Origin of the sequence: Agrobacterium tumefaciens (assembly GCF_017726655.1) — a bacterium.
GTDB classification, from domain to species: domain Bacteria; phylum Pseudomonadota; class Alphaproteobacteria; order Rhizobiales; family Rhizobiaceae; genus Agrobacterium; species Agrobacterium tumefaciens_B.
In genome coordinates, this window is the sequence record NZ_CP072309.1 from 322197 (window position 1) to 336141 (window position 13945).

Genomic DNA, 13945 nt, shown 5'->3' on the forward strand with positions numbered 1-13945 from the left:
ATGATTTCAGAACAATTCAGGGCGGCAGGGGTTCCCGATGAATGATGCCTTCGGTGCGGAATTGCAGGAGCGTTTTTTTGAGCGCGATGCCGTAGAAGTGGCGCGCGACCTCGTCGGCGCAGAGTTTCGCGTCGGCAATGTCGGCGGCCTGATCGTTGAAACGGAAGCCTATCACCCGGATGACCCGGCCTCGCACAGCTTTAACGGTCAAACACCGCGAAACAAGGCAATGTTCGGCCCGGCTGGGCATCTCTATGTGTATCGCTCCTACGGCATCCATTGGTGCGCCAACTTCGTATGCGCCCCCGGATCTGCGGTGCTTCTGCGTGCCATCGAGCCAACAGCGGGTATGGAAATGATGAAAGTCAGGCGCGGAACAGACAAGCTCAAGCTCCTCTGTTCGGGCCCCGGCAGACTTTGCCAGGCATTGGCGATTACGGGGGATATGGACGGGATGCCACTTCAAGCGCCACCGTTTTCGCTGCGCCTCGCGAAGGAAGCCGCCGCGGTCTCAAGTGGCAGACGCATCGGCATCAGCCGCGCAGTCGACTATCCTTGGCGCTTCGGCCTTAGGGGTTCTGCCTTCGTCAGCAAGAAATTTGACGATGTCACCGGGTGACAGACGAAAAGACTTTCGGCGGCTCGTCATTTTCGTCAGGATTTGGATTGGGCAGTTCATCCGGCAGCCTGTCCGGCTCGGGCTCCTTGACCGGAGGAATGTCCGGCTGCGGCGGTACCGGCACTGGCTGATCCGGATAGGGCTCAACGGGAATGGTGATCATCGCGGTCTCCTAACAAACGCAATGCCCCTTGAAGCGAATTGCGGTTTGGTTTTCGGGAGGCGGCAGTTGCCATCTCCAATCGGGCGGCACAACCTCCAATTTGCCCACCGGTCACAGCCGGTAAGGTCCCTTGGGTTCTGTTGCGCCGCCCAGGGGTCTAACAGGAAACGTCGGAACGACAGCTCCGTTCCGTGTGATAGGGAAGTTTCTGACTTTGCTCAGGCGAAGCCAAGCGCGCTGCGGGAGACATTGCGATCATCGCAATAATCTCTGGAATGGGCTTCGTGCCCATGTTCCCGCGCTGTAGAAACTGTCAGTTCCGGGCTCGAAACGTTGAGAAATGCGTCCGCATAAGTCCCGGTTGCTTCAACGTCATCGATGACGGGCTGCTGTTGCGGTTTTAGAAATTCAAACATCTATCATCCTCCCTCAACACGTCCCCTCAACGCGCCGGCACGGGTCCTGTTCCATCAAGCCCGCTGCATTTCCGATTATACAGAAGATGAGGCAGCCGTGTAGACGGCCAAAGACGAACAGCCATCACACGCTGTTCACAAAATGGAATGGAATCAGCATTCTATGCTGACAAGCTCAGACCGCGCCGACCGATTCCCGCAGGATCAACTCGACCGGCCAGAGTTCCTGGACCTCCTGCACCGGACGACCGCCGATAATCTGCAAAAGCAGGTCCGTTACCCGCATCCCCGCCATGCGCATCGGCGAGCGCGTGGTGGAAAGGGGCGGCATCATGCTCTCCGGCGTCAGGTACGGAAACACGTCGTCGTGAGCGATGACGGAGACGTCCTTGCCGATGGTGAGCCCCATCTGCGTTGCGGCGCGGTAGACGCCCTGAGCCGTCATCATTGCACCGGCAACGAAGGCCGTGGGGCGCGGTGTCTGCTCGAGAAGCGAGCGGGCGAAACGAAACGCCGTTTCCTCGCTGAAATGCTCATTCATCATGAAACGCGGCTCCGGCGTGATCCCGTGGGTCGCCAGTGCTTCGCGAAAGCCCCGTTCGCGGTCCTGCACGAATGTGCGGCCAACGGGACCGTTGATCAGGGCGATGCTTCGATGTCCACGTTCCAGAAAATGGATCGTCGGGCGGTAGGTGACATCTTGGTTGTCGATATCGAGCCAGGCATGTTCGAACGCTGTCCTCGAGCGTCCGTGAACGATGAAGGGAATACCCAAGCGGTTCAGCAGTGCAATACGTTCATCGTCAGGCCGCGGTGAATGCACGATGATGCCGTCCACGCGGCCGCTCGCGGCAAGCCGGCTGAAGATCGCCAGCTCCTCATCAAGATTATTGTCTACGGTGACGCTGACAAGAATATCAGTCTCTTCCCGTTCGAGCCGCGTCGCCATGCCGCCCATGAATTCGGAAAAGAAATGCCCGCCACCCGACCGGCCCATCACGACCCCAATCGCGCCTGCCCTGCCCGTCGCCAGCCTGACGGCGTTGGCATTTGGCCGATAGCCGTATTTCAAGGCAGCATCCATCACCCGCTGCCGCGTCTCCTCGCGCACCTCGGGGTAACCGCCAAGCGCGCGGCTGACTGTGGTCGGAGAGAGCCCGACCTTTTCTGCAAATTCCTTGAGCTTCATATTTTTTGCCAATTTGCCCCTGCATGCGTCGCCGCCGCGGATTTTTCAAGCCGACAAAAATTGAAAACGATTTCAATTTTCCTCCACCTGAAACCTTACAGTTGATCTCCCTGAAAGGCAAACCTCGAAAATCGCGAACGAAATCGCCCGATTTCCAGTGCGCTAGAAAGAGTATTGACAGATTGCTTGGCTTTTGAGAGCCTCGCGCCAGTCAAAAGCGCTTTCAATTTTGAGGACAATCGGGAGCGTCAACGGAGGAGTTTGACAATGAATATTTCAATCAAGACTTTGTTCCTGTGCGGCAGCGTACTTTCCGCTGCTGTTTCGGTGCAGGCGGCGGAGATTTCCATCGCTGCGAATTCCACCGGAAAGAACGTCGCGTTTTTCCGCGAACGTATTGCCGCCTTCGAAAAGGAAAGCGGGCACAAGGTCAATCTGGTGACCATGCCTTCTTCTTCGAGCGAACAATTCAGCCAGTACCGGCTTTGGCTTGCCGCCGGCAACAAGGACGTCGACGTCTACCAGACGGACGTTATCTGGGCGCCGCAATTGGCAGACCAGTTCGTGGATCTGACGGCAGCGACCAAGGACGTCATCGGAGATCATTTCCCCTCGATCGTCGCCTCTCAGACGGTGGACGGCAAACTCGTTGCCATGCCGATGTTTACCGACGCGCCGGCACTGTTCTATCGCAAGGACCTTCTTGAAAAATACGGCAAGCAGCCACCGAAGACCTGGAAGGAACTCAGCGAAACCGCCAAGGAAATTCAGGAGAAGGAGCGCGCGGCCGGCCAGAAGGACCTCTGGGGTTTTGTTTTCCAGGGCAGCGCCTATGAGGGTCTGACCTGCAACGCGCTGGAATGGATCGCATCCGCCGGCGGCGGGCACATCGTAGAAACAAATGGCGATATCTCCGTCAACAATGAAAAGGCCGCCGCGGCCATCGAAACCGCCAAAGGCTGGGTCGGCACCATCGCGCCCCAGGGCGTGCTTGCCTACAAGGAAGAGGAAGCGCGCGGCGTCTGGCAGACCGGCAATTCCGTCTTCATGCGCAACTGGCCATACGCCTACGCGCTTGGCAATGGCGACGATAGCGCCATCAAGGGCAAGTTCGGCGTCACCCCGCTGCCGGCTGGCGCAGAAGGCGAAGCACCGGCCTCGACGCTCGGCGGCTGGAACCTCGCGGTCTCGAAATACTCTGCCAACCAGGAAGCGGCCATCCAGCTGGTGAAATTCATGGCGTCCAAGGACACCCAGAAGATGCGCGCCGTGCAGCTTTCCAACATGCCGACGATCGCCTCGCTCTACGACGACAAGGATGTTGCGGCGGCGCAGCCCTTCATGCCCACGTGGAAGCCGATCTTCGAGACCGCTGTTCCCCGCCCTTCCGCCTCCGCCAAGGTAAAATACAATGAGGTTTCGGCCAAGTTCTGGGGCGCCGTGCACAACACGCTCTCCGGCAACGGTACGGCGGCGGAAAATCTCGAGCTTCTCGAGGTCGAACTGACCGATCTCAAAGGCAACGGCTGGTAACCCGCCCGCACGGGAGGCGGTCACGCCTGATCATCTCCCGTGCCCAAACCGCGAGATATCTTCATGAACGACATCGCCCTTCAAAGGCCGGTCGCGGCTTCCGGCACCGGCTCCGACCTGCAGTCGGAACGACTGAAATCCGCCTGGCTGTTTCTGGCCCCCACATTTCTGGTTCTGGCGCTGGTGGCCGGTTGGCCGCTCGTGCGCACCGTCTGGTTCAGTCTTACCGATGCGTCGCTGACCAATCTCGAAGGCGCGCAATTTGTCGGCCTCAAGAACTACCTCACCTGGATCACGCTCAGCAGCGGCCGCACGATCTATCGCGGCCTGCTTGCCGACCCCGCCTGGTGGGGTGCGGTTGTCAATACGCTGAAATTCACTGTCGTCTCCGTCAGCCTCGAAACAGTGCTCGGACTAATCGTCGCATTGGTGCTGAACGCGGAATTCAAGGGCCGTGGTCTCGTGCGTGCAGCCATTCTCGTTCCCTGGGCAATCCCCACCATTGTCTCCGCGCAGATGTGGGCATGGATGCTGAACGACCAGTTCGGCATATTGAACGACCTGTTCCTCAATCTGGGGCTGATCTCCAACAAGATCGCCTGGACGGCCAATCCCGAAACCGCGATGGTCGCCGTCTTGATCGTCGACATCTGGAAGACCACGCCCTTCATGGCGCTTCTCATTCTCGCCGGTCTTCAGATGGTGCCGAAGGATATGTATGAGGCAGCGAAGGTGGATGGGATTCATCCCGTCAAGGTGTTCTTCCGTGTCACCCTGCCAATGATCCGTCCGGCGCTGATGGTCGCCGTGATCTTCCGCATGCTGGATGCGATGCGCGTGTTCGACCTGATCTACATCTTGACGCCGAATAACGCCCAGACGCGCACCATGTCCGTGCTCGCACGCGAGAACCTGTTCGATTTCGACAAGTTCGCCTATGGCGCGGCCGCCTCCACCATGCTGTTCCTCATCATCGCCTCGATCACGGTCATCTATATGTGGCTCGGGCGCGTTAACACGGATGGAGCCCAGCGATGACAATGCCAAACATCCTGAAAACCACCGCTTTTTATGCGCTGGTCGCCGTTATCATGGTGATCTCGGTATTCCCCTTCTATTACGCGATCCTGACCAGTCTGAAATCCGGTTCAGCCCTGTTCCAAGTCAATTACTGGCCGCGCGAATTTTCGCTTACCAACTACAACTTCGTCATCGGCAATGGCACCTTCCTGCGCAATCTCGGCAATTCGTTGCTGGTTGCGTCATCCGTGGTTATCCTGTCGCTGTTTCTGGCGGTTACCGCATCCTATGCGCTGGCTCGTGTCCGCTTCCGCGGCCGAGCGCTACTGCTGCTCACCATCCTGTCGGTTTCGATGTTCCCGCAGATCGCCGTTCTCGCCGGCCTGTTCGAATTGATCCGCTGGGCCGGCATCTTCAACACGCCGCTCGCGCTGATCTTTTCCTACATGATCTTCACCCTGCCTTTCACGGTCTGGGTCTTGACGACCTTCATGCGCGACCTGCCGATCGAGATCGAGGAAGCGGCGATCGTGGATGGCGCGACACCATGGGTCATCATCACCCAGGTCTTCATGCCACTGATGTGGCCCGCACTCGTTACGACAGGGCTTCTCGCCTTCATTGCGGCGTGGAACGAATTCCTCTTCGCGCTCACCTTCACTTCATCCAACGAGCAGCGCACCGTGCCCGTCGCCATTGCTCTTCTGTCTGGCGGCTCGCAGTTCGAAATCCCGTGGGGAACGATTATGGCAGCGTCCGTCATCGTCACCGCTCCGCTCGTTGTCCTCGTTCTGATCTTCCAGCGACGCATCATCTCCGGCCTCACCGCCGGCGGCGTCAAAGGCTAGGAGAAATTTCATGACCACCATTCAACTGCGCGATCTTCGCAAATCCTTCGGCGCCTTCGATGTCATCAAGGGCATCGACATGGATATTCGCTCCGGCGAGTTCATGGTCTTTGTCGGTCCCTCCGGCTGCGGCAAGTCCACCCTTCTGCGCCTCATTTGCGGCCTGGAAGAAATCACCGGCGGTACGCTGTCCTTCGACGGCGAGACGGTAAACCGCCTGCCACCGGCCAAGCGCGGCGTCGCCATGGTCTTCCAGTCCTATGCACTTTATCCGCATATGACCGTATTCGAAAACATGGCCTTCGGCATGAAACTATCCGGTGCAGACAAGGAGCAGCGGCGCAAGCGCGTGGAGGCGGCGGCCGAGATGCTGCAACTCACGCCTTATCTGGAGCGTCTGCCAAAGCAGCTCTCCGGCGGCCAGCGTCAGCGTGTCGCCATCGGCCGCGCCATCGTGCGCGATCCCAAGGTCTTCCTCTTCGATGAACCGCTCTCCAACCTCGATGCAGCGCTGCGCGTCGCAACCCGCCTGGAGATCGCCAAGCTGCACCGCGAAATGCATGATACGACGATGATCTATGTCACGCATGATCAGGTGGAGGCCATGACGCTCGCCGACCGCATCTGCGTGTTGCGCGATGGCCGTGTCGAGCAGATCGGCACGCCGCTCGAGCTTTACGAGAGCCCCGTCAACACCTTCGTCGCGGGCTTCATCGGCTCGCCGAAGATGAACTTTCTGGCAGGCAAATATGCCGAAACCGAGGGCGCAAAGACCATTGGCATCCGCCCTGAACACATTGCCATCACAACGGACGGGAACGGTTGGAACGGCGAGATCGTTCATTCGGAGATGTTGGGATCTGACAGCTACATCTATGTCGAGATCGGCTCTGGCGAGCCGGTCGTCGTTCGCGAAGAGGGCGTGACAGGCCGAAAGGCAGGCGAACGCATCACTCTCGTGCCGGATGCGGCGCAAATCCACCGTTTTGACGCTGAAGGCAGGGCGCTTTCCCGCAACCCCGCTCGGGGTGCTGCCTGATATTTCACTTTTGCCGGTCACCCCAAGGAGCCGGCTTTCACCAAGGAGCATGAGAATGGCCATCAACACCGTTGTATGGGGCGAAAATATTCACGAACACATCAATGAGACGGTGCGTTCGATCTATCCAAACGGCATGCACAACACAATTGCCGACGCTCTGAACCAGGACGCGGAGATCAACGCCACCACTGCCACACTGCAAGAGCCGGAACACGGGCTTTCGCAGGAGCGTCTCGACAACACCGACGTTCTGGTCTGGTGGGGCCACAAGGACCATGGCGCCGTACAGGATGAGATCGTCGAGCGCGTTGCCAAGCGGGTCTGGGAAGGCATGGGTCTCATCGTCCTGCATTCCGGCCACTTCTCCAAGCCCTTCAAGCGGCTGATGGGCACGCCCTGCGCGCTGAAATGGCGTGAGGCAGGTGAACGCGAGCGCCTGTGGACGATCAATCCGCGCCACCCGATTGCCGCTGGTCTGCCTGAACATTTCGAGCTTGAGAACGAAGAAATGTATGGCGAGCAGTTCTCCGTACCGGAACCATTGGAAACCGTCTTTATCTCTTGGTTCCAGGGCGGCGAGGTCTTCCGTTCCGGTCTGACCTGGAGGCGTGGGGCTGGCAACATTTTCTATTTCCGTCCTGGGCATGAAACCTATCCGACCTATCATGACGCCAACGTTCAGAAGGTCATCAGCAACTCGGTCAAATGGGCCTATAACCCGGCCGGCGCCCTGAAGAGCATTCACACCGCTCCCAACGTCCCCGTCGATCAGGCGCTGGAGCCGATCGAAGAACGCGGTCCGAAGCTGCACAAGGCGGGCGAAGCAGGTTATAGATAAGGGCTTGGAGATAACTGGCCATGAGACTTCTCATTCTTGGAACCGGTGGCATGGCGAACAATCACGCCACCTACTTCTCGCAAATCGCTGGCGTTGAACTTGTCGCGGCGGTGGATGTGGACGATGTGGTAGTGCGAGCATTCGCGCTGCGCCATAACATACCGCTGTCATTCACTTCTCTCGATGATGCGATCGCCTGGGGCGAATTCGATGCGGCGGCCAATGTCACGCCGGACGCCATTCATCATCCCACGAGTTTGAAACTCCTTGCCGCGGGCAAGCACGTCTTCTGCGAGAAACCGCTTGCGGAAAACTATGCCAACGCTGCGGAAATGGCCGATGCTGCCGAAAAGGCTGGGCTCGTGGCCATGGTCAACCTCACCTATCGCAATGTCGCCCCACTTCAGGCGGCACGCGAGATGGTGCTTTCGGGCAAGATCGGAAAGGTGCGCCATCTCGAGGCGTCATACCTCCAAAGCTGGCTCGTTTCCAAGGCCTGGGGCGACTGGATGACGGAAAGTAAGTGGCTTTGGCGGCTTTCCACCAAGCATGGCTCGAACGGCGTGCTCGGCGACGTTGGCATCCACATCCTCGACTTCGCCTCCTATGGTGCTGGCAGCGATGTGGAGCGCATCTTCACGCGCCTGAAGACCTTCGACAAATATGAAGGCAACAAAATCGGCGCTTACGATCTCGACGCCAACGACAGCTTCACCATGACCGCCGAACTGGAAAACGGGGCGATGGGCGTCATCCATGCCAGCCGCTGGGCAACCGGCCACCTGAACGAGCTTCGCCTGCGCATCCACGGCGACAAGGGCGCGCTCGAGGTGATCCACACGCCTGATTATTCCAGCCTGCGTGCGTGCATCGGCGAAGACGTCGAAAAAGCGATCTGGAAGACGATCGATGTCGATCCCGTGCCCACCAACTACGAAAAGTTCGCCAAGGCCGTTATGGAAGGCGGCGTCGCTGATCCAGACTTCCGCCACGCCGCAAACCTGCAAAAGGTGCTCGATCTGTCGATCATCGCCGATCGGGAGCGCCGCGAGCTCGCCGTTTCTGCTTGATGTGCGAAAGAGCGGTGGCGTGAGCCGCCGCTCGAACGCTTCCTGATCATGTCTCATGGGAACTCCGCGCGCGCTCCCACCACAAATCTCAATATTCTGTTGCTCTCCGGTTTCGCAACTTGCCTTCAAACTTTCGCAAGGCTAAAAGAACAAAAAGTGAACTACCGGAGGTCTTATGAGCGACACGGCGGCGCCCGCACTGAAGGAAATCTTCAACCGCGAAAAACTGCAGCATATCGCTGATCAGACCAAAGCTGTTTATCCGCCCTTCGACGTGTCCGCCTTCATGGCGCTTGCGACGGCGAATCTCGAGGCGCTTGGGATCATGCAGCGCATGCGCCAGGTGGCGACCAGCCTGCATGCAACTCTTCCCGGGGACTATGCTCGCAATATTGAGATTCTCAGCGCTGCAGCTCCTGGCATCGGCAATGGTTTTGCCTCCATTTCGCTGCCGGAATATGTCGCACTGTACGGCCTAAATGATTTTGATCTCTCCATGGAGGCACTGCAATATTTCACGCGTTTCGGCTCTTCGGAATTCGCCATACGGCATTTTCTGCAGAAGGATATCGCGCGTACTATCGCTGTGATGGAAACATGGACGCAACATGATAACGAGCATGTCAGGCGGCTGGCGAGCGAAGGTTGTCGGCCTCGGCTTCCCTGGTCGTTCCAGCTTAAATCGCTCGTTGTCGATCCCTCTCCCGTCACCGCTATCCTGGACGCCCTGAAAGCGGACGAGGCGCTTTATGTGCGTAAATCCGTCGCCAATCACCTGAACGATATTACCAAGGACAATCCCGACTTCGTACTGGCGCTGATCGACACCTGGCCGAAAGACGACCCGAATACGCGCTGGATCATGCGGCAGGCCCTTCGCACCCTTATCAAGAAAGGCGATGCCGCAGCACTCGCCCATCTGGGTGCGCATGGTGAGGCGCAGATTGCGCTCGCGTCTTTTCAGGTATCGCCGGACAAGGTTGTTCTTGGCAATCCGGTGCGGATTGCAACCTCTTTCACGTCGACGGCGAAGAGCCCGCAGAAACTGGTGATCGACTACGCCGTCCACTACGTGAAGAAGAGCGGCGGCACGTCCGCCAAGGTCTTCAAATGGAAGGAAGTCGAGCTTCAGCCCGGCGAAACCTGCGCGCTGTCGATCAGCCGCGCCACCAGGGATTTCACCACCCGCAAACATTATGCCGGCACCCACAGGGTCGACCTTATGATCAATGGCAGGCTCGCCGCAGACCGTGCTTTCGAGCTTCTGGTCTGAAGCCGGTCTTTTACCTTTTACGCCGCCGGGAAAATCTTTGCCCGGCGGATGATGACGGAACCGCGATCACCCGCCGTGACGTCGTTTTCCGGCGGCACGTCGAACTCGAGAATGTCTCCGCCATCGGTGCTGACAATCACCCGTCTTTCCCCGGCGCGGTCGAGAACACGCTCCACGGAGGCGGGAATGCCCTCATGGAGATCCTCCCATTCGAGATCACCCGGTCGGGCGTAGATATCAACGGCACCGTCGCCCTGGCCATAAGAGAAAGGCAGCTCGTTATCGCCGACATAGATTTTTCCGCCCCGCGCCACACCGGGCACGCGGTTGGCATCGCCGAGGAAACGCATGACGAAAGAGCTGTTGGGTTGGCGGCAAACCTCTTTCGGCGTGCCCTGCTGCACAATCTCCCCCTGGTTAAGAATGACCACGCGGTCGGCAAGATCGAGCGCCTCTTCCTGATCGTGGGTCACGAAAATCGTGGTAATGCCAAGTTCGGAATGGATCTCACGAAGCCAGCGCCGCAGGTCGCGACGCACATTGGCATCCAGCGCCCCGAAGGGTTCGTCCAGCAGCAGCACCTTCGGATCGACCGAAAGAGCGCGCGCTAAAGCAACCCGCTGTCGCTGCCCGCCGGATATCTGCGCCGGAAAACGGTCGCCAAGACCCTCAAGCTTCACAAGGCGCAGCAGCTCCTGCACGCGGGCATCGATCGCCGCACGGTCGCGCTTTACCTTCGAGACCTTCATGCCGAAGGCGATGTTTTCATTCAGCGTCATATGCGGAAACAACGCATAATGTTGGAACACGAAGCCGACACCGCGGTCGCGCACCGGAATATTGGTGGCGTCCTCGTCCCCAAAAAGGATGCGACCGCCATCGCTATATTCGAGGCCGGCCACCATGCGCAAAATCGTCGTCTTGCCGGAGCCGGAGGGACCGAGCAGGGCGAGAAGCTCGCCACTTTCGATATCCAGCGAAACATCGCGCACGGCGCGGAAGGTATCGAAGGTCTTCACTACATTTTCGAGGCGGATTTTCATTGAAATCAGGTCTCCGTAGCGATGGCGGCATCGCCGTTGGTCTTTTTACGCCCGCGGCCGGCACCGCGTTGCTCCAGCGCCACTTTTGCAATGATGGTGACCACGGCGAGCAAGGCAAGGATGGAGGCTGACGCAAAGGCGCCGGCCGTCTGGTAATCGTGATACAGCAGCTCGATATGCAGCGGCAGCGTGTTTGTCTGGCCGCGAATATTGCCCGAGACCACAGACACCGCGCCGAATTCGCCCATGACGCGGGCATTGCACAACACGACGCCATAAAGCAGCGCCCATTTGATGTTCGGCAAGGTCACCGAAAAGAAGGTGCGCCACCCGGAGGCACCAAGCGAAGTCGCCGCCTCTTCGAGATCGCGGCCCTGCGCCTGCATTAGCGGGATAAGTTCTCGCGCCACAAAGGGTGCGGTCACGAACATCGAGGCGATGACGATGCCGGGCAGCGCAAACAGTATCTTGATATCATGGGCATCGAGGAACGCGCCGAAAAGGCCCTGCAGGCCATACACGAAGAGATAGGCGACACCCGCAACGATGGGGGAAATGGAGAAAGGTATCTCGATCAATACCAGCAAAAAGCGTCTGCCGGGGAAATCAAACTTCGTAATGGACCAGGCCGCCGCAATGCCGAAGGCGGTGTTGACGGGCACCGCGATCAGCGCCGTCAGAACTGTCAACATGATGGCATGGCGGGTATCGGGATGTGTGATGGTGGCCGAATAGGCTTTCCAGCCCTGCGAAAACGCTTCGACGCCGATGATGACAAGCGGCGCCACCACCAGCACAGCGCCAATGATGAGCACGAAGGCGACGAGGCTGCGGCGCACCCATGGGGCATCACCAACGCGCGGCGGTTTGCGGTGCGAAGAAACGGTGCTCATGGCTTAGCTCCTCACCGTGTAACGCAAGGCGCGCGACTGTAGAAAGTTGGTCAAAGCCAGCATGACGAATGCGGTGATGAGCAGAACTGACGCGATCGCGGCGGCTGCCTGATAATCATATTCCTCCAGCCGGATAAAGATCAGCAGCGCCGTGATCTCCGTCGACAAGGGCTGGTTGCCCGCGATGAAGATGATCGCGCCGAATTCACCAAGGCTACGGGCAAAGGAGAGCGAGAGACCGGCAAGCAGCGCCGGCGTGAGCAATGGCAAAATGACCTTGCGGAAAATCTCCATATCCGAGCCGCCAAGCGATTGTGCTGCTTCCTCCAGTGCCGGGTCGAGGTCTTCCAGCACCGGCTGAACGGTGCGCACAATGAAGGGGAGGCTGGTGAAGGCCATGGCCACCATAATGCCGAGCGGCGTATAGGCGACCTTGATGCCGAATTGGGACAGAACCGAGCCAAACCAGCCATTGCCCGCAAACAACGTCGTCAGCGCAATACCGGCGACGGCCGTGGGAAGCGCAAAGGGCAGATCGACAATGGCGTCGACGAGACGCCACCCCGGAAAGCGATAGCGCGTGAGCACCCAGGCAAGGGCAAGGCCAAACACGACATTGAAGAGGGTGGCAGCGAGAGCGCAGACAACCGTAACACGATAGCTTGCAACAGCGCGCGGCGACGAGATGATCGACCAATACTCGGCAGGTCCGAGGCTTGCCGCCTTGAAGACCAGCGCCGAGAGAGGCAGAAGCACGATAATGGCGACGTAGGTGAGAGTTACGCCAAGGGACAATTTAAGTCCCGGCAGAACATTCCGCTTCAAACCGCGCCCCCATTAATCATAAAACGACCCGGCAGTGTCCCGCCGGGTCTTGTACTTGTTGCTTGTCGCTGTGATTAGCGGCTGCCGTAAAGCGTATCAAGCGTCGCGCCGGATGCAAAATGCTCTTTCTGGATTTTGTCCCAGCCGCCGAAGACATCGTTGACGTTGACGAGGCGAATGGCAGGGAACTTGTCCTTGAATTCGCCGACGACTTTTTCGTCGTGGACACGATGGCCGAACTCGGCAGCGATACGCTGGCCTTCTTCGGTATAGAGGAAGTCGAGATAGCTTTTCGCCAGCTCACGCGAACCGCGCTTGTCGACCACCTTGTCCACCACGGCGACAGGGAATTCGGCGAGCAGGCTGACGGAGGGCACAACGCCTTCCACCTTGTCGGCTCCATATTGCTTGGCAATGCCGCGTGTCTCGGCCTCGAACGTGATCAGCACATCACCGATTTCACGTTCAACGAAGGTCGTGGTGGCGGCGCGGCCTCCAGTGTCGAACACCGGCGTGTTGTCGAAGATTTTCTTGACGAACTCCTGCACCTTCTTCTCATCGCCGTTGAACTTCTCCTTGGCGTAAGCTGTGGCGGCAAGATAGGTATAGCGGGCGTTACCAGAGGTTTTAGGATTGGGGAAAACCACTTTCACATCGTCGCGGGCAAGATCGTCCCAGTCCTTGATGCCCTTGGGGTTACCGGCGCGCACGAGGAAAGAGGGAAAAGAATAGAACGGCGAGGCGTCGTTCGGAAAATCCTTTTTCCAGTCGGCGGAAACGAAACCCTGCTTCACCAGAAAGTCGACATCCGTCACCTGATTGAAGGTGACCACATCCGCCTCCAGGCCCTCAACGATAGCGCGGGCCTGCTTGGAGGTGCCGGCATGCGACTGATCGACGGTAACACCGGGGTGCTGCTTGATGAACGCCTCGTTCTCGGCTGCGAACACTTCACGGGCGACATCATAAGACGCATTAAGAATGGTGGTCGGAGCCTGCGCCTGCGCTGCACCTGCAAATAGTGCGGCGATGGCAGTCCCGATAATGAGAAGACGTTTCATGAATACCCCCGGCAATTCGAATGGCGCCCACAATAGCGGCGAGCCTCAACATCAGCGAGAAACAGAAATTCCCGGCCGATGACTTAATCGGAAATATCGCCTAAAGAATCGA

Annotated in this window: 15 protein-coding genes; 8 read left to right on the plus strand and 7 right to left on the minus strand. The window is 58.6% G+C overall.

What is annotated here, in order from left to right:
• The first annotated feature begins 37 nt into the window (after positions 1-37).
• Positions 38-619 carry a DNA-3-methyladenine glycosylase gene (locus AT6N2_RS15580; RefSeq protein ID WP_209090152.1) on the plus strand — a complete coding sequence of 194 codons (582 nt, stop codon included), beginning with the start codon at positions 38-40 and terminating at the stop codon, positions 617-619.
• Here AT6N2_RS15580 and AT6N2_RS15585 read toward each other — a convergent pair.
• The 3 genes from AT6N2_RS15585 to AT6N2_RS15595 all read right to left on the minus strand — a co-directional run bounded on the left by AT6N2_RS15585 (position 609) and on the right by AT6N2_RS15595 (position 2387).
• Positions 609-782: a hypothetical protein gene (locus AT6N2_RS15585; RefSeq protein ID WP_209090154.1), complete on the minus strand. Its 174-nt coding sequence runs from the start codon at positions 780-782 to the stop codon at positions 609-611. The genes AT6N2_RS15580 and AT6N2_RS15585 overlap by 11 nt on opposite strands.
• Before the next feature lie 218 nt (positions 783-1000).
• Positions 1001-1198 carry a hypothetical protein gene (locus tag AT6N2_RS15590; RefSeq protein ID WP_144577686.1) on the minus strand — a complete coding sequence of 66 codons (198 nt, stop codon included), beginning with the start codon at positions 1196-1198 and terminating at the stop codon, positions 1001-1003.
• Positions 1199-1373: 175 nt separating this feature from the next.
• A complete protein-coding gene (locus tag AT6N2_RS15595) occupies positions 1374-2387 on the minus strand; it encodes a substrate-binding domain-containing protein (protein ID WP_063950062.1) in 1014 nt (337 codons plus the stop codon).
• Between the two features lie 267 nt (positions 2388-2654).
• Here AT6N2_RS15595 and AT6N2_RS15600 point away from each other — a divergent pair, with 267 nt between their 5' ends.
• The 7 genes from AT6N2_RS15600 (at position 2655) to AT6N2_RS15630 (ending at position 10011) form a co-directional block, all read left to right on the plus strand.
• Positions 2655-3920: an ABC transporter substrate-binding protein gene (locus AT6N2_RS15600; RefSeq protein WP_063950063.1), complete on the plus strand. Its 1266-nt coding sequence runs from the start codon at positions 2655-2657 to the stop codon at positions 3918-3920.
• Between the two features lie 63 nt (positions 3921-3983).
• Complete coding sequence (locus AT6N2_RS15605) at positions 3984-4958, plus strand: carbohydrate ABC transporter permease (RefSeq protein ID WP_063950064.1); 975 nt, start codon at positions 3984-3986, stop codon at positions 4956-4958.
• On the plus strand, positions 4955-5788 hold the full coding sequence (locus AT6N2_RS15610) for a carbohydrate ABC transporter permease (RefSeq protein ID WP_063950065.1): 834 nt from the start codon (positions 4955-4957) through the stop codon (positions 5786-5788). Before AT6N2_RS15605 ends, AT6N2_RS15610 begins: the two co-directional genes overlap by 4 nt.
• A gap of 10 nt (positions 5789-5798) precedes the next feature.
• Entirely contained in the window at positions 5799-6827 is a 1029-nt protein-coding gene (locus AT6N2_RS15615; protein ID WP_063950066.1) for an ABC transporter ATP-binding protein, read from the plus strand.
• 55 nt (positions 6828-6882) lie between these two features.
• A complete protein-coding gene (locus tag AT6N2_RS15620; protein WP_063950067.1) occupies positions 6883-7668 on the plus strand; it encodes a ThuA domain-containing protein in 786 nt (261 codons plus the stop codon).
• 20 nt (positions 7669-7688) lie between these two features.
• Positions 7689-8738 carry a Gfo/Idh/MocA family protein gene (locus AT6N2_RS15625; RefSeq protein ID WP_063950068.1) on the plus strand — a complete coding sequence of 350 codons (1050 nt, stop codon included), beginning with the start codon at positions 7689-7691 and terminating at the stop codon, positions 8736-8738.
• Positions 8739-8913: 175 nt separating this feature from the next.
• Positions 8914-10011 carry a DNA alkylation repair protein gene (locus tag AT6N2_RS15630; RefSeq protein ID WP_063950069.1) on the plus strand — a complete coding sequence of 366 codons (1098 nt, stop codon included), beginning with the start codon at positions 8914-8916 and terminating at the stop codon, positions 10009-10011.
• A 17-nt stretch (positions 10012-10028) separates the two neighbouring features.
• Here the strand turns inward: AT6N2_RS15630 and AT6N2_RS15635 are convergent, their stop codons facing one another.
• The 4 genes from AT6N2_RS15635 to cysP all read right to left on the minus strand — a co-directional run bounded on the left by AT6N2_RS15635 (position 10029) and on the right by cysP (position 13833).
• Positions 10029-11054: a sulfate/molybdate ABC transporter ATP-binding protein gene (locus AT6N2_RS15635; RefSeq protein ID WP_063950070.1), complete on the minus strand. Its 1026-nt coding sequence runs from the start codon at positions 11052-11054 to the stop codon at positions 10029-10031.
• Positions 11055-11059: 5 nt separating this feature from the next.
• A complete protein-coding gene (gene cysW / locus AT6N2_RS15640; RefSeq protein WP_063950071.1) occupies positions 11060-11947 on the minus strand; it encodes a sulfate ABC transporter permease subunit CysW in 888 nt (295 codons plus the stop codon).
• Positions 11948-11950: 3 nt separating this feature from the next.
• A complete protein-coding gene (gene cysT / locus AT6N2_RS15645) occupies positions 11951-12772 on the minus strand; it encodes a sulfate ABC transporter permease subunit CysT (RefSeq protein ID WP_063950072.1) in 822 nt (273 codons plus the stop codon).
• A 74-nt stretch (positions 12773-12846) separates the two neighbouring features.
• Positions 12847-13833, minus strand: coding sequence for a thiosulfate ABC transporter substrate-binding protein CysP (gene cysP, locus AT6N2_RS15650; protein WP_144577671.1), 987 nt, complete (start codon positions 13831-13833; stop codon positions 12847-12849).
• Between the last annotated feature and the right edge of the window lie 112 nt (positions 13834-13945).